The organism is Paenibacillus mesophilus, from assembly GCF_005938385.1.
Classification (GTDB): domain Bacteria; phylum Bacillota; class Bacilli; order Paenibacillales; family NBRC-103111; genus Paenibacillus_AB; species Paenibacillus_AB mesophilus.
Genome location: NZ_VCRA01000002.1, coordinates 183,814 through 198,956, shown reverse-complemented (window position 1 = coordinate 198,956; position 15,143 = coordinate 183,814). Strand labels below are relative to the sequence as shown.

Genomic DNA, 15,143 nt, shown 5'->3' with positions numbered 1-15,143 from the left:
ATTCGCTTAGTTGCTCATGATGTTGATGTCTGTAATGTCGACACGCACCAACTTGCCCTTGGATAATAACGGGTTGATTTTATTGATAAGCGTCGTACTGATCAAATCTTGACCTTTCGAGCCGCTTGCCTGCTCTGCGGTCAAGTCGGCGAGCGTCTGGATAATCGTCGCTCTAACTCTCGTGGACAGCAATTCGAATTCTTCTTTTGCCTTGGTGTCTTCCAGCAGGAAAGCGAAATTGATTTTCACAAAACTTTTTCCGGCCAAGTTGGTCGTAATATCTTTGATCTCTACCGTTGCGTCCTTCATTTGCTGCGCGGTCATCTTCTTCGGCTTCACGTTCTCGACAGAGTTTGCTGCTTGTTCGGACGGGTCGGTCGGCTGATTCCTTTTGTCCAAATAATCATACAGAATGAAGCTGGCGAGCGCGATCAAAGTAATGGCGATGAGGATCATAATTAACCATTGCAGCATTTTGTTCTTGAACATGACTATGAGCCCTCCGGGACATTATTCTTCACGGCTACCCTGATCGAACCGACATTCTGCATGTACGCTTTTACCAAGCTTACCACGTCAGGCACCTTCTCGGTCACGATAAATTTTTTGCCCGTCGTCAGCGTGATGAGTGTATCCGGGGTTTCCTCTATCGTCTCGATCAACAAGGCGTTGATGGTAAGCTTGCTGCCATTCAACCGTGTGACAGGTATCATGCTTTCCCTCCCGAAATGTTGCTTCGGTTACTTAGGTACGGCAAGGGGGAAGCTTCCCCCTTGCCGGTCGATCAAACCGCTTATCGTTTCAATCCGAGCACTTCCTGCAATACTTCGTCGGAAGTCGTAATAATTTTCGAGTTGGCTTGGAAGCCGCGCTGAGCTACGATCATTTCCGTGAACTCGCCGGTCAGGTCTACGTTGGACATCTCCAGCTGCCCCGAGATGATCGCGCCTGTTCCGACTTCCGGGTCGTTCGCTACCGAGAATACGATATCCTCGGCCGTGGCGTTAGGAGTGACGCGATACAAGTTGCCGCCCATCTTCTCCAATCCGGACGGGTTCGTAACTTTGACGACGGCAAGCTGCATACCGTCGATCGGCGCGGAAGTTCCGTCCACGTTGACTCCGATGAACTGCCCGCTCTGATCGATCGAGAATGCGGTAACCGCTGCGGTATCGATTGGCGGCAGAGCGGCGTCAAGTCCCATAACCCGGTAGCCGTCGGCAGTTACGATTTGTCCGGCCGCATCAAGCTTGAAGTTGCCGTCCCGCGTCAGAAAGACGCCGCCGTCTTCGCCGGCTTGCACCGCGAAGAAGCCGTCTCCGTCAATGCGCACGTCCGTAACGACGTTCGTGGTCATGGCGCTTCCGGGCGTATGCAGCGTATCGATCGCGGCCAGCGTCACCCCAAGGCCGATCTGCTTGGCGTTTATCCCGCCGTTGCCGTCTGCCGGTGCCGTAACGCCTGCAACCGTTTGGCTCAAAATGTCTTTGAACATGGCGCGGCTGCCTTTAAAGCCGATCGTGTTGACGTTGGCGATGTTGTTGCCGATAACGTCAAGCTTCGTTTGGAAGCCTCTCATTCCGGATACGCCGGAATAAAGCGATCTTAACATTTGCTTTCCTCCCAAGAGCTTTGCGCAAGCAAAGCTAGCATCGTAAGCATCTTCTTAGCTTTGCGCAAGCAAAGCTAGCATCGTAAGCATCTTCTTAGCTTTGCGCAAGCAAAGCTAGCATCGTAAGCATCTTCTTAGCTTTGCGCAAGCAAAGCTAGCATCGTAAGCATCTTCTTAGCTTTGCGAAGCAAAGCTGGCATCGTAAGCGGATTGCATCAAGCGGTCAGCAATCCAAGGCTCCCTCATAGGGCCAGCCCTTTTGAATCAGGAAATAATGACGGCGCTGTCGATTTGCGTAAACACGTTATCCTTCATCGCCGCACCGTCCATCGCGGTTACGATCGTTTTGTTTTTCACGTTCACGATCATCGCCATATTGTCCATCAAAATCAACGATTCCTTTGCACCTTTTGCAGCGGCTTTCTCGATCGCCGAATGAATTTTATCCATCTGCTCGGCCTTCAGCTCGATACCCCGCTGCTGCAGCCGCACACCGGCATGATGACTGACGCGGACGATACTGTCGCGGAATACGTCTTGAAACGATTTCGTTCCTTGCGGCTGTTGGACATTCGGATCGAGACGCTTCGCGGGGGTAACCGGCGGAACCGAATTGGGATACAAATACCCGACCGTCATTCGATCAGTCATGTAACCACCTTCTAGCTCTTAATCTCAGTAATTTGATCGATCGGCACTTCCTTGTCGCCGACGACGGCATACTGCTTGCTCTCTTTAATCTTGATCGATTCTACGACTCCGGAAAGCGTTTCCGGCTCGCTATTCGAATCCTTTTGCGTCCAGCCGATCGTTTTGCCGATCAATCCCGAACTGAACCCGATCGATTGGCGGAGCAGCTTCATTTCTCCGGCCATGTTGGTCAATTGCTCGACAGACGTGAATGTCGCCATCTGTGCAATAAACTCTTTATCCTGCAGCGGCTGCGTGGGGTCCTGGTTGGACAGCTGGGTCACGAGAATTTTCAGAAACTCGTCCTTGCCCATGTTGTTGCTGCCGGTTTTTTGTTTCTCGACTGCGTTCTTGTAATAGAACGTTCCGTTCGATACGGCTACCGTAGCCATTCGAATACCTCCATCATAACGGGTGCATTAGGGAACTATCATGTAATAACGTATCTGCTTTGGGGATATTACGTGACAGTTTCTAGGCCGTAACGTCGAACGATTTGCTGTCGTTCGGAGATTTTGAACCGGCTATCCGTTCCAGCTCCGATAAGAAATCTGCGGCTGTACGTTCGGTCTCCGAAGACTTCTCTTTATCGTTGCGATCCGACTCACGAGATTGCTGCTGCTGTCTGGAATCCTGGAATGCGCCGGAATATTGCGGATCGTAGTGCACTACTTCCAGACGATCCACCTGCAGCCCTTGATTTTGCAGCACCGTTCTCAATTGGGACAGCTGGCTCTCCAGCAATTCTTTGCCGTGAGCGGAGTCCGCCATAAAATGCGCCACAATTTGACCGTTTTGCATCGATACTTTCACATCGACGTGTCCCAAATGCTCCGGCTGCAGCATAATCCGAACTTCAGACAATCCGTTTGCCGTATTGACTTTCATGCTTCTCAGCACCTGAGCCATCTCGTCGGCGAAACGATCCGCCCGGACAAAATGCTCTTGCGGCTGAGCGGCATGCACCGGTGCCGAATGACGGAGTTGGTTCAACTGCAGCGGGTTATGAGCGGTATCCGCCGTTTCCCCTGCCTGTACCGTATCATTCGACTCATCGCTTGCAGCAGTCGTATCCGTCGCTTGTACGGCGGCGATTTGCGGCTGAACAATCGCTTTGGCCGCGAGAGCCTCAAGCCGGCCTTTCAAATCGATTCCGCGCGTCATTATGCTCGGTGCGATTGCAATTTGTTGCAAATTCTGGATATTAACCGAACCTGCGGCCGGTTTCTGTCTTGGCGATTGGTGCACAGGTACGACAGAAGCTGCGTTTGATACGGTAGATGCCGGAGCGGCGGTCGATTGAACCGGAACCTGGACTTGTTCGACGCCATTCTCGGATTTCACACCGTCGTCTTTCATCATAGGCGCAATCAAATACTCGATCGACTCCACGATTTGGACGATTTCCGGTTGATCCGGGTGCTGCTGCAACAAATCGGCGAGCTGATTCAGCGTTTGCAGCAATTCGGCATGTTTGCCGTATGGCTTGTTGTCATTTACTTTCGTCTCTGTCGATGCGGAATCCGTATTCGTTTCCGGTCCCTGCTGTTGTTGATTCGACATCTGCCCTTGCGGAACGATCGCTTGCTCGCCAACCTCTGCGCTCAGCGTCGAGTCGATTGCGTTTGTCTGAATCTCTGCCGGGTTCTGCTCCGTCTTCACGTCGGGTTGTGAGTCGACAGGCTGCCATTGTTGGATGATCGCTTGAGCAAGCTCCAGCAGTGCCATCAAATCGTTCATAACGTCCTGACGATCGTCCAGGTCCGAATCGTTTCCGAGACTTCCGAGCCATTGTGTCAGTACATCGCCCGTTTGCGGTTTTGCGTCAGTAGCGGCGCCCTGAACCAAGTTCGTCTGAGCGGACTGATCCGCAGCATATTCAGCCAAAAGATTGGACACCAGAGCGTTCATCAGCGGAGAAATCGCGGCACCGTCAAGCTCGCTGACGGAATCCGAATTGACGTTCATATCGGCTAGCAGCCGGGACAATACATCGCCAATCTGCGATTCGCCTCCCGCCGAATTAACCGAAACGAGCTGGGCCAACAAGTTCGTCGCCAGCATATTCGTCTGTGCGGAACCGGCCGGATCGCTATTCCCGGTCATCGCCTGAACCAAGCTTTTCGCGAAGGCGGCATCCCCTGCAAATACGTTCGTTCCAGTCGATGAACCGTTTTTCGGTACGATTACGCCAAGCGGTGCAGCTCCTCCGGATGGGATGGAACTTTGCAGCATAAAAGGTGCATTCATAGTTATCACCTCCTTTCAATGCGCTGAACCTCATATGGCGAGCTATTCCGTCAGCTTCGCTCCAAGCGAGGCCGCCGTTTGCTTGTTGGCATCGGAGATGGCGGCAAGCACCCTGGCACGGCCCGCGCTATCCATCGCTTTCAATATTTCCAGCACCCGGGGCTGGCTGGCCGTGTTCATCTCGATCAATATCGCCGCCGCGCTTTTGGGAACCATCTGCGAGAAGGTCTGGCCGAGGTCGTCCTTCGTAATGGCCGGAGCCGCTTTCTGTTCTTGCTTCTTGTTGACGTCCAGCCGTTCCTGCAATGCCGCAATTTGCATATCTTTGGCCGGAACGGCGTCTTTCAGCTGGATCGAAGCTTCCGCCGCGACAGCGGGGGTCATTCTCTCCAATATTTTGCCGCGATCGGCAGGCTTCATCTCGCTCAGGACGAGCACACGTTCCTTCAGCGTCAATGCCTCCAGAATCGGCGCCGATTTTGTCGGCATCATGCCTGCATAGATGGAAGCAAGCTGCTGCACTTGCGCCCGGTACTCCTGATCGGTTTGCGTTTTCGTCTTGAGCTTGTCGTCAAGCTCGGTGATTTGCGTCTTCAAATCTTTGATCGTCTGGTCCTTTTGCTGGCTTTGATTCACCGAGCTTTGCAGCTCCGCCTTCGCTTGCGCGAGCTGCGCCTTTAATTGTTCGACAGCGGCGGCGTCCGACTCGGGAGCAGCCGTGCTTTCCTTCGCCCCAGACGGCAGCGTTACTTTTTCATTCGTTTTCGGATCGGGAAGTATTTTCTCCAGCCCCGGTACTTTATTCGCTGCCCTCAACACGCCGTTCATGATGCTCGAATCGAACAGCGCATACAAGACGCCCAGCAGCACCAAGGTGAAAATGATCGGCGTCGCGTAAAACAGGAAACGCTCGAACGCTCCGTACGAAGATTTCTCCACGTCCGCATTCGCCATAACGCTTAAGCCCCCTTCCACTCGTATGCTTCGTTAAATCGTCTGGATGCGGCGGTTCAGCGCGATTTCGTCCAACTCTTCCTGTTCTTTTTTCAAGACGAAGGCGGTAAACTGAAGCTGCGCCTTTTCCTTCGCTTTCGTCCATACTTTCTCTTCCATCATCTTGCCGGACAAGACGAGCTGTTTATCCGCCACGTCCGACTTCGCCCCATCAACGTCCTTTGTTTTGAGGCGGATCATCTGTTCCAGATGCTGCGAATAATGCTGAAGCAGCTGCATTTGAGAGATGGTCGTGCTGCGGACCGAGGCGTTCTCGAGCTCTTCGCCAACCTGGGCTTGCTCGGCCATAAGCTCCGACAACGCACTCTCTTCCCGCTGAAGACGCCCTACCGCTTCGGACAGCATCCACTCCGCCTGCTCTTTTTCATTCGTCTTCAAATCGACCAGCTTTTGCAAGGGGTATCGGAACCGCATGAACTCATCCTCCGCCGAATTGTTGGATCAACTCGTTGTATGCATCGTTGTAGCCGATCTTCTCGCTCGTCTTCTGCCTCAAGAAGCCCCAAATCGTCTGTATGTATTCAAGCGAAGTGTCGATTTCATGATTCGAGCCTCTTTGGTACGCCCCGATATTGATCAAGTCCTCCGAATCTTTATAAATGGACAACAGCCGCTTCAATCGGTCGGCCGCGTCCGTCTGCTGTTCGGGAACGATCTCTTTCATGCATCGGCTTACGCTGGCCAATACGTTGATGGCCGGATAGTGGCCTTTATGTGCCAAGCTCCTGTCCAAAACGATATGGCCGTCCAATATACCCCTCACCGTATCGGCGATAGGCTCGTTCATGTCGTCCCCGTCTACGAGAACGGTATAAAACGCGGTAATCGACCCTTTCGGTCCGGTACCGGCCCGTTCGAGCAGCTTGGGCAAATTTGCAAACACCGACGGTGTATATCCGCGTGTCGCGGGCGGTTCCCCGATAGCAAGACCTACTTCGCGCAGCGCCATGGCGTAACGCGTGACGGAATCCATCATGAGCATGACGTTCAAGCCGCGGTCGCGAAAATATTCGGCTATCGTCGTAGCGATCAAGGCGCCCTTCATCCGGATTAATGCGGGCTGATCCGAAGTAGCGACTACCACGACGGAACGGGCCAGCCCCTCCGGGCCCAGATCCCGTTCGATAAAATCCAGAACTTCGCGGCCGCGTTCGCCGATCAGTCCGATGACGTTGACGTCTGCGGACGTATTCCTGGCGATCATGCCCATCAGCGTGCTTTTCCCGACCCCGGAGCCGGCGAATATGCCTACGCGCTGCCCTTTGCCGAGAGTAAGCAGCCCGTCGATGCAGCGCACCCCGACGCTTATCGGTTCATGCACCCGGGGACGCTTAAGCGGATTGTTGACTGCAGCATTCGTCGAATAGTGGGCCATTCGCGTCGGCAAGAATGATCCGTCCAGCGGCTGACCGAGTCCGTCCAGCACTTTACCCAGCAGCTCGTGTCCGACCTGTACGGTCAATGGCTTCCCGGTCCCTACGACATCGCACCCCGGACCGATCGAATGCAGCTCCCCGAGCGGCATCAGAATGACTTTGTTATTGCGAAAACCGACCACTTCGGCTTTGAGCGGCTGAGCCGACTTGAACGGGTATATGTAGCAGACGTCGCCGACGCTGGCGTCCGGTCCTTCGGACTCTACCGTCAAGCCGATGACCTGCGTCACCTTGCCGTTCACCCGGATCGGATCGATATGCCGCAAGTAATCGATATATTTTCCGGCTTGAGGAGCGTTATTCATCGTCATAGGCTCCTTCGCTTCTCAAGGCCACTTGCTGCAACCCTTTTTTGATTTCATTCAGCTGCGTGTCGATTCTCGCATCGATGCTGCCGAAGGAAGAACGGATAACGCACCCATGATCGTGCACCGTCGGATCGGGAATGATTTGCAGTTCGGCCTGCGAGTCGATCGCCAGCATCAGCTCTTCCCTCGCATCCAGTACAAACTGAAAATGCTCCGCCGATACGCACAATGTAATAATTCCTTGCTCCCGTCTGCGCATAAGCACCTTCTTGATCAATTCGATCGACCACTCGGGCTCTACGGAAAGCTGACGGGTAATAATTTTCTCGGCGATCGAGCAGCTGAGCTCGATCAGAAACGGCTCCGATTCTTGAATCAATTGATGCTTGATCGCCACCGCGCTCTCGATAATGGCCTGCGCCTCGCCCAGCAGCTGCTCATATTGGCCGCGGACATGGGATTCCGCTTCATCCAGCCCTTGCCGATAGCCGGCTTGATGGCCCGCCTCGCGTGCATTTGCCGCAGCGGTCTCATCGTCCATCCTGCGCTGGCGCCACCATCTCTCCACTTCTTCATTCGCGTCCTGCCGTATACGCTTCGCTTCTTCCGAAGCTTCGGCAACGACCGACTCGGCATACGACTCCGCATCGCGAATAATTTGCTCTTTGGCCGCCAGTGCCGCCGTAACCTCTGCAGGGACGGCCTCAGACTCGTCTTCGGACTGTTCGGCAACACCGCCGACCGCTTCTTTGTCCGAATTCGGATCCGAATGTGAAACCTGGATCAGCTTTTTATCGTCTATAGGAATATAATGGGTCGCTTTAATGACGTTAGACAATGATATCGTCTCCTCCGCCGCGAGCGATAATGATTTCTCCCGACTCCTCCAGTCGACGGATCGTCGCTACGATGCGCGTCTGCGCCTCCTCGACGTCGCGCAGCCGGACGGGCCCCATATATTCCATTTCCTCGCGGAACGTTTCCGCCATACGCTTGGACATATTCCGGAAAATGACTTCGCGCACTTCCTCGCTCGCGACTTTGAGCGCAAGCTGCAGGTCGGCGTTCTCGATATCCCGGATAATGCGTTGAATCGAACGGTTGTCGATATTGACGATATCCTCGAATACGAACATCCGCTTCTTGATTTCTTCGGCGAGCTCAGGATCCTGAATTTCCAGCGAGTCGAGAATCGTCCGCTCCGTTCCGCGATCGACTCCGTTCAATATTTGTACGATTGCTTCGATGCCGCCCGCCGACGTATAGTCCTGCGTAACGGTCGAGGACAGCTTCTGCTCCAGCACGCGTTCCACCTGGTTGATAACTTCCGGCGACGTACTGTCCATCATCGCGATCCGCTTCGCGACATCCGCCTGCTTATCCTGCGGCAGCGACGATAAAATGATCGACGCCTGATCGGGCTGCAAATAAGATAAAATGAGTGCGATCGTCTGCGAATTTTCGTTCTGGATAAAGTTTAAGATTTGAGCCGGATCCGCCTTGCGGGCGAAATCGAACGGCCTTACTTGCAGCGTGGCCGTCAGCCTGTTGATAATATCCATTGCTTTGCTTGAGCCGAGCGCCTTCTCCAAAATTTCTTTGGCGTATTGAATCCCGCCTTGGGAAATATACTCCTGCACCAAGCAAATTTGATGAAATTCCGCTAAAATGGCTTCTTTCTCGGCATTATCCACTTTACGCACATTGGCGATTTCAAGCGTCAATTGTTCGATTTCTTCCTCGCGCAAATGCTTGAAAATTTGGGCGGATACTTCCGGCCCGAGACTGATGAGCAAAATGGCGGCCTTTTGTCGCCCGGTCAATCCTTGCTGCACCGCTTTCGCCACAGAAGTCCCTCCTTATTCATCTACTAGCCAAGTGCGCAGCAAGTTCACAAATTCATCCGGCTTCCTCTTAGCGAGTCCTTCCAATTGTTTGCGAACTTGACTTTCGTTCGAGACGTTCTCGATATCGATAGTCGGAAGCTCCACTTTTGTCGGCGGAGCGAGCTCCTCCTCGAGCTGCTCCAGCTGCTTTTGCTTTCTGCGCCGGATCATAAAGCCGCCGACGCCGGCAAGAGCCATTGCGGCAACGCCGATTCCGCCCCACATCCAATAATTGATTCCGGCCTGCTCCATCCCCGGCGTAACCGCGAACGGTTGGGCGAACAAAGTTACTTTTCTGGCTATATCCGCTTCCGTATATGCCTGACCGCTGTCTGCCAGTGTTGCGGAGACGATGCTTGCGAGCGTTCTTTGAATATTGTCTTTCATTTCCTGAGTAAGAGAGTTCGGATCGTCCTTCACCGGCGGTTCGATTCCGACACTTATCGACAAATCTTTTACGATAAAAGGGCTTGAAACAATATCGTTCGTAATCCGATTCACTTCAAAATTAACGATTCTATTTGTTTCTTCCGATTGCGACTGGCCGCCGCCGTTTTGGCCGCCTTGGTAGGTGGGTACGTCCGTATTCCCCGTTCCCGGCACTCCGCCGGTCGAGCCTCCCGTACTTGTCGCCGATTTGTTGTTTTCCTGGACGCTGATCTCGATGCCTCTGCCGTCCACCGTGTTGACAGGAGTCACCAAGTTTTGCTTGCTCGTTTTCTGATCGAAGTTCAAGGTGGAAATCACGCTGACGACAACTTTGTCGGGTGCGTACATTTTCCCCAACAGACTCATTATATTTTTTTGCAGATCATTTTGAAACTGGTTTTTCACTTGGAATTGCTGTTGAATTTGACCCGAGGTTCCAGCGACCACACCATTTGTCTTGGAATATGGAAGCAGCTCGCCCTTTTGGTTGGAGATCGTAATGTTCTCGTACTTGAGTTTGGCGATCGTCTTGGCGACGAGATTGTACATCGTATCGATTTGGGCCTGGTCAAACCGGTAACCGTTCTCGATATTCAGTACGACGGACGCCGTCGATTCCTGGGGTTGTGTAGATACAAAGGCGCTTTCCTTCGGTACGGTAATGAGTACTTTCGAGCTGGCGACGCCGTTGATCTGGTTGAACATTTGCTGAATTTCGCCCTGCATGGCGTTGATCAGCTTCACATTGAATTCGTTGTCGGACATGCCGAACGTGTTGCTGCCTTCGAACGCTCCGTAGCCGAGCGATCCGTTTTTGTTCAATCCTTGCGATTCGACCTCGAGCTTGATCGATGCGGCTTCGTTCGCAGGAACGGCTATCGCGGTTCCGTCGGCGCTTAGCTGATAGGGGATTTTTGAGTCGTCCAAATATTTCTTTATGTTGGCGGCGTCGTTCGGCTGCAAGTTCCGGAACGCCGTGGCAAATTCCGTTTTGGATAAATTGATCGAGGTCAGGATTACGACCGCGAGTAAAATGACGATCGTACCCAGCACCATATATTTTTGATTTTTACTTAACTGTTTCCAATATTGAGTAGCTTTCTCTCGATATTGGACTAGTGTCTCATTCACTATGTCACCCCGCCCGGGAATCTGCTGCGACTACTGGTACGATTAGATCTGCGTCCTCATTACCTCCTGATAGGCTTCGATAATTTTATTGCGAATTTGCACGGTCATTTCCAGGCTGAGAGAGAGCTTCTCGGCTGCGATCGTAAGCTGGTGTGCATCGGCGAATTCTCCAGTCACGAATTTATCGTTCAAAGTATCGACCACCGTATGCTGCTTGTTCAAATTGTTCATGGCGCCGTTCAGGAACGAGCCGAAATCTTTGGCGATTTCTGCGGCGCCGGCGTCCTTGGCCGAGTTCGGGTCCAAGGATACGAGTGGTTTTTTGGGTAAAAACCCGATTTGATCGATCATGCTTCATGACCCTCCGATGTGGATATTCCTATGTAGAACGAATTTACTTGCCGATTTCTAGCGCTTTTGTAATCATCGCCTTGGTGGCGTTCAACGCAGTAACGTTAGCATCATACGAACGGGAGGCCGACATCATGTCTACCATCTCTTTCAAAATATCGACGTTCGGCATTTCTACGTACCCGCGCTCATCGGCGTCCGGATGATTCGGATTGTACACTTGCTTGAAAGGCGCCTCGTCTTCGAACACGCGCGACACTCTTACGCCTTCCCCAGTCGAATTGCGCATCGATTGCTGGAGCAACTGGGAGAACGGCGCCTGTTCCTTCGCTTCCATCGCGATCAGCTTCCGTTGGTAAGGAACCCACCTGCCGTTTACAAGCTTCCCGCGGGTCGTATCCGCATTGGCGATGTTCGAGGAAATAACGTCCATCCTGAACCGCTGGGCGGTCAAGGCAGAGGAGCTAATGTCGAATCCGTTCGTCAGCTTCACTTCTTATCTCCCCCCATTCATCGCGGTACGGTAATTTTTCAAATCATGACTGACTTGGCCGATCAGCACGTTATACCGAAGCTGATTTTTGGCCAGCAGCGTCATCTCGTAGTCGATATCCACGTTGTTCAAGTTGTTGTTCATCATCGTGTTCTCGTCTGCGACGACTTCGGGAACGGTCGGCGCGGCAACCCGGCCGATCGGAATATGACGCGGATCGGTTCTTCGCCCTTGTATCGACTTTTTATTCAATTCCTTCGACAAAAGCTCTTCGAACAGCACGTCGGACCGTTTGAAATAAGGAGTATCTATATTTGCGACGTTGTTCGATATCACTTTTTGTCGAAATGCCGCCGCGTCTAACGTCCGCTCCATCATCCCTAGGCTTGGAGTGTCCCATAAAGCCATTCCAAATACCCACTTTCGCTAAAAAGTTATGTAATTGTATTCTTCACGATTAGCGCTATTCCTTCTAAATTCGAGTTATTGAACAAAAAAAAATATTTATTCATTGTCTATTTTTGTAACATTACGGCCATATCTATATTCCATCTATATAGGAAAGTTTACAATAAGCAAAAAGCCCTATCTTTTGACAAGACAGGGCTTCAACCGTTACGAAAGTCATTCAGGCTCTGGCGTTCGCCACGCTCTGCATGAGCTGATCGTTCAATATTTTGATATAAGTCCCTTTCATTCCGAGCGATCTCGTCTCGATGACGCCGGCGCTTTCCAGTTTGCGGAGCGCGTTGACGATAACCGAGCGGGTAATGCCTACCCGGTCCGCTATTTTGCTCGCAACAAGCAGTCCTTCTTTCTCTTTCAATTCTTCGATAATATGGTCGACCGCTTCCATCTCGCTGTACGACAGCGAATTGACCGCAACCTGCACGACGGCTTTGCTTCGCGCGTCCAGCTCGATTTCTTCCGCATGCTCCCGCAAAATCTCCATGCCGATAATCGTCGTGCCATATTCCGCCATAATCAAATCGTCGTCGATGAAAGCATCTCCGCTGCGCGTCAGCACAACCGTCCCCAGACGGTCGCCGCCCCCGAGAATCGGAATAATCGTTACATGCGTCTCGGCGAAAAACGAATGTATTTTTTCCGTAAACATATAGTAAGGGCTGTCCTGATCGCCGTTCGACGATGTTTCTTCGATTTTTTTCAAGATGTTGTTGTAGTCTTCGGGCAACCGGCGATTTTCAACGATCATCTCGTGCAAAGGCTCGGACAGCAGCTCTCCCGTCGCATACCCCAAAATTTTCCCTTTGCGGCTGACGACGAAAATATTCGCAGCGATCAGATCGCGCAGCACCTCGGACATTTCCATGAAGCTCACGGCGTTGCCGGCCGCTCTTTGCAGCAAGCGGTTCAAGCTTCTTGTCTTGCTCAGTAAAGTCATGATTCAAGCCTCCCGGGTATTGAAAAGAACTTGCCAATAGGACGTTTTATGTCTCGAGCGGAGCCTACAAAATATATTGGCTCAAGTCGCGGTTTTGCGCGATGCCGGCCACTTTCTCGCGCACATATTCGGGCGTGATCAAAATGTGGTCCAATGAAAGGTCAGGCGCTTCGAAAGACAAATCCTCAAGCAGCTTCTCCAAAATCGTATGCAGTCTTCTGGCGCCGATATTGTCGGTATTCTGGTTTACTTCAGCGGCAATTTTCGCGAGCTCGGAGATGGCGCCTTCCGAAAACTCGACGCGGATGCCTTCTGTCTCGAGTAATGCGGTATATTGCTTGGTCAGCGCATTTTGCGGTTCGGTCAAAATAAGAACGAAATCTTCCTGCGTCAGATTGGTCAGCTCCACGCGGATCGGAAACCGCCCCTGCAGCTCCGGAATCAAATCGGACGGCTTGGCGATATGGAACGCTCCGGCCGCGATGAACAGCACGTAATCCGTTTTGACCGGGCCGTACTTCGTCATAATCGTCGAGCCTTCCACGATGGGCAATATATCCCGCTGAACGCCCTCGCGGGACACATCTGGGCCTCCGCCCCGGCCCGCGCTGGCGATTTTATCGATTTCATCGATGAAGATGATGCCGGATTGCTCCGCTCGCCGGATCGATTCCTGCACAACTTCGTCCATATCGAGCAGCTTCTGCGCTTCCTCTTGTACGAGCACGAGTCTCGCTTCCTTGACAGACAGCTTGCGCTTCTTCGTCCGCTTCGGCATCAAGTTCCCGAACATCTCCTGCATGTTCATGCCCATCTGCTCGTTCCCTTGGCCTGCGAACATATCGAGCATGGAAGGTGCCGCATCCTCCACCTCGATCTCGATCACCTGATCCTCCAGCTCGCCCTTAAGCAGTTTCTGCTTCATCTCCGCCCTGCGCTGAATGACGCCCTGGTCGGTTTCTTCCTTGTCTCCGCTCGCCTGGTTCGCACCGCTGAACAGCATCTCCAGCGGATTCCGCTGCGACTTGTTCGAAGTAGCGGACGGGACGAGCAGCGCGACGATCCGGTCGTTGGCCATTTGCTCCGCTTTGTCTTTCAGCTTATCCGTCTTCTCCGACTTCACCATGCGGATAGACGTTTCGATCAGGTCGCGCACCATCGACTCGACGTCTCGGCCGACATAACCGACTTCGGTAAACTTGGTCGCCTCGACTTTGACGAACGGAGCGTTGACGAGCTTCGCAAGCCGTCTTGCGATTTCCGTCTTGCCTACTCCGGTAGGTCCGATCATCAATATGTTCTTGGGCACGATTTCGTCCCGCATCGAGTCGTCAAGCTGACTGCGGCGGTACCGATTGCGCAAGGCGATCGCGACCGATTTTTTCGCCTGCTTTTGTCCGACGATGTATTTATCCAGCTCCGCCACGATTTGCCTAGGCGTCAGAGCGCGATTGTTCATGGAATTCCCTCCCGGTGCCTATCCGATTATATCTCTTCGACAATAATGTTCCGGTTCGTGAATACGCATATGTCGGCTGCCGTTTCCAGCGACGCTCTCGCTATATCGCTTGCGGCTAGCTGCGGTGCGAACCGCTTCAATGCCCGGCCGGCCGCCAGCGCGAAGCTCCCGCCCGAACCGATGGCGAGTATGCCGTCGTCCGGCTCGATGATTTCGCCATTGCCGGAGATGAGCAGCAGGCTCTGCGCGTCCATGACGATCATCATCGCCTCCAGCCGGCGCAATACCCGGTCCGACCGCCAATCTTTGGCCAATTCCACAGCCGCACGAAGCAGGTTCCCTTGATGCTCCTCCAGCTTCGCTTCGTATTTCTCGAATAACGTTACCGCGTCTGCGACGGAGCCGGCGAATCCCGCCACCACTTTGCCCCTGTACAGCCGGCGCACCTTTTTGGCATGGGATTTCATCACCATACTGTTGCCGAACGTCACCTGGCCGTCGCCGGCAATCGCCCCTTTGCCCTCATGGCGTATGGCGAATATCGTTGTTGCGTGAAACTCGCTCACGTCGGTATCCCCCTCCCTCTCCAGCTACGATTTCCATATGATGTTTATAAACGGACAAACAAGAAACAGCACCAAACGTTTCGTTCTGCTGCTGTTTCGTATATTCGGTAAAT

The 15,143-nt window shown here is 52.9% G+C and carries 18 protein-coding genes; all 18 read right to left on the bottom strand.

Going from position 1 to position 15,143, the window contains the following annotated elements; translation table 11 throughout:
* Nucleotides 1-6 precede the first annotated feature (6 nt).
* The 18 genes from FE783_RS03595 to hslV all read right to left on the bottom strand — a co-directional run bounded on the left by FE783_RS03595 (nt 7) and on the right by hslV (nt 15,030).
* A complete protein-coding gene (locus FE783_RS03595) occupies nt 7-489 on the bottom strand; it encodes a flagellar basal body-associated FliL family protein (protein WP_138877960.1) in 483 nt (160 codons plus the stop codon).
* Nucleotides 490-491: 2 nt separating this feature from the next.
* Nucleotides 492-713, bottom strand: coding sequence for a flagellar FlbD family protein (locus tag FE783_RS03590; RefSeq protein WP_138877959.1), 222 nt, complete (start codon nt 711-713; stop codon nt 492-494).
* 80 nt (nt 714-793) lie between these two features.
* Complete coding sequence (locus FE783_RS03585; protein ID WP_138877958.1) at nt 794-1,612, bottom strand: flagellar hook-basal body complex protein; 819 nt, start codon at nt 1,610-1,612, stop codon at nt 794-796.
* Between the two features lie 264 nt (nt 1,613-1,876).
* Nucleotides 1,877-2,263, bottom strand: coding sequence for a TIGR02530 family flagellar biosynthesis protein (locus tag FE783_RS03580; protein ID WP_138877957.1), 387 nt, complete (start codon nt 2,261-2,263; stop codon nt 1,877-1,879).
* 11 nt (nt 2,264-2,274) lie between these two features.
* Complete coding sequence (locus FE783_RS03575; RefSeq protein WP_138877956.1) at nt 2,275-2,694, bottom strand: flagellar hook capping FlgD N-terminal domain-containing protein; 420 nt, start codon at nt 2,692-2,694, stop codon at nt 2,275-2,277.
* Between the two features lie 82 nt (nt 2,695-2,776).
* Nucleotides 2,777-4,552: a flagellar hook-length control protein FliK gene (locus FE783_RS03570; protein ID WP_138877955.1), complete on the bottom strand. Its 1,776-nt coding sequence runs from the start codon at nt 4,550-4,552 to the stop codon at nt 2,777-2,779.
* A 42-nt stretch (nt 4,553-4,594) separates the two neighbouring features.
* Nucleotides 4,595-5,506, bottom strand: a complete 912-nt coding sequence (locus FE783_RS03565; RefSeq protein WP_138877954.1) for a MotE family protein — start codon at nt 5,504-5,506, stop codon at nt 4,595-4,597.
* Nucleotides 5,507-5,539: 33 nt separating this feature from the next.
* Nucleotides 5,540-5,980, bottom strand: a complete 441-nt coding sequence (gene fliJ, locus FE783_RS03560; RefSeq protein ID WP_138877953.1) for a flagellar export protein FliJ — start codon at nt 5,978-5,980, stop codon at nt 5,540-5,542.
* 4 nt (nt 5,981-5,984) lie between these two features.
* Nucleotides 5,985-7,307: a flagellar protein export ATPase FliI gene (gene fliI / locus FE783_RS03555; RefSeq protein WP_138877952.1), complete on the bottom strand. Its 1,323-nt coding sequence runs from the start codon at nt 7,305-7,307 to the stop codon at nt 5,985-5,987.
* Entirely contained in the window at nt 7,300-8,148 is an 849-nt protein-coding gene (locus FE783_RS03550; protein WP_138877951.1) for a FliH/SctL family protein, read from the bottom strand. Before FE783_RS03550 ends, fliI begins: the two co-directional genes overlap by 8 nt.
* Nucleotides 8,141-9,157, bottom strand: a complete 1,017-nt coding sequence (gene fliG / locus FE783_RS03545; RefSeq protein WP_138877950.1) for a flagellar motor switch protein FliG — start codon at nt 9,155-9,157, stop codon at nt 8,141-8,143. The genes FE783_RS03550 and fliG overlap by 8 nt, the downstream gene beginning before the upstream one ends.
* A 12-nt stretch (nt 9,158-9,169) precedes the next feature.
* The gene (fliF, locus tag FE783_RS03540) at nt 9,170-10,756 is read right to left on the bottom strand and encodes a flagellar basal-body MS-ring/collar protein FliF (RefSeq protein ID WP_138877949.1); all 1,587 of its coding nucleotides are present in this window, start codon (nt 10,754-10,756) and stop codon (nt 9,170-9,172) included.
* 42 nt (nt 10,757-10,798) lie between these two features.
* Nucleotides 10,799-11,107, bottom strand: a complete 309-nt coding sequence (fliE, locus tag FE783_RS03535; RefSeq protein ID WP_138877948.1) for a flagellar hook-basal body complex protein FliE — start codon at nt 11,105-11,107, stop codon at nt 10,799-10,801.
* A gap of 43 nt (nt 11,108-11,150) precedes the next feature.
* The gene (gene flgC, locus FE783_RS03530; RefSeq protein ID WP_138877947.1) at nt 11,151-11,600 is read right to left on the bottom strand and encodes a flagellar basal body rod protein FlgC; all 450 of its coding nucleotides are present in this window, start codon (nt 11,598-11,600) and stop codon (nt 11,151-11,153) included.
* A 3-nt stretch (nt 11,601-11,603) separates the two neighbouring features.
* The gene (flgB, locus tag FE783_RS03525; protein WP_138877946.1) at nt 11,604-12,008 is read right to left on the bottom strand and encodes a flagellar basal body rod protein FlgB; all 405 of its coding nucleotides are present in this window, start codon (nt 12,006-12,008) and stop codon (nt 11,604-11,606) included.
* A gap of 220 nt (nt 12,009-12,228) precedes the next feature.
* A complete protein-coding gene (gene codY / locus FE783_RS03520; protein ID WP_138877945.1) occupies nt 12,229-13,005 on the bottom strand; it encodes a GTP-sensing pleiotropic transcriptional regulator CodY in 777 nt (258 codons plus the stop codon).
* A 64-nt stretch (nt 13,006-13,069) separates the two neighbouring features.
* Nucleotides 13,070-14,464, bottom strand: coding sequence for an ATP-dependent protease ATPase subunit HslU (hslU, locus tag FE783_RS03515; RefSeq protein ID WP_138877944.1), 1,395 nt, complete (start codon nt 14,462-14,464; stop codon nt 13,070-13,072).
* A gap of 26 nt (nt 14,465-14,490) precedes the next feature.
* Entirely contained in the window at nt 14,491-15,030 is a 540-nt protein-coding gene (hslV, locus tag FE783_RS03510; RefSeq protein WP_138877943.1) for an ATP-dependent protease subunit HslV, read from the bottom strand.
* Nucleotides 15,031-15,143: the final 113 nt, after the last annotated feature.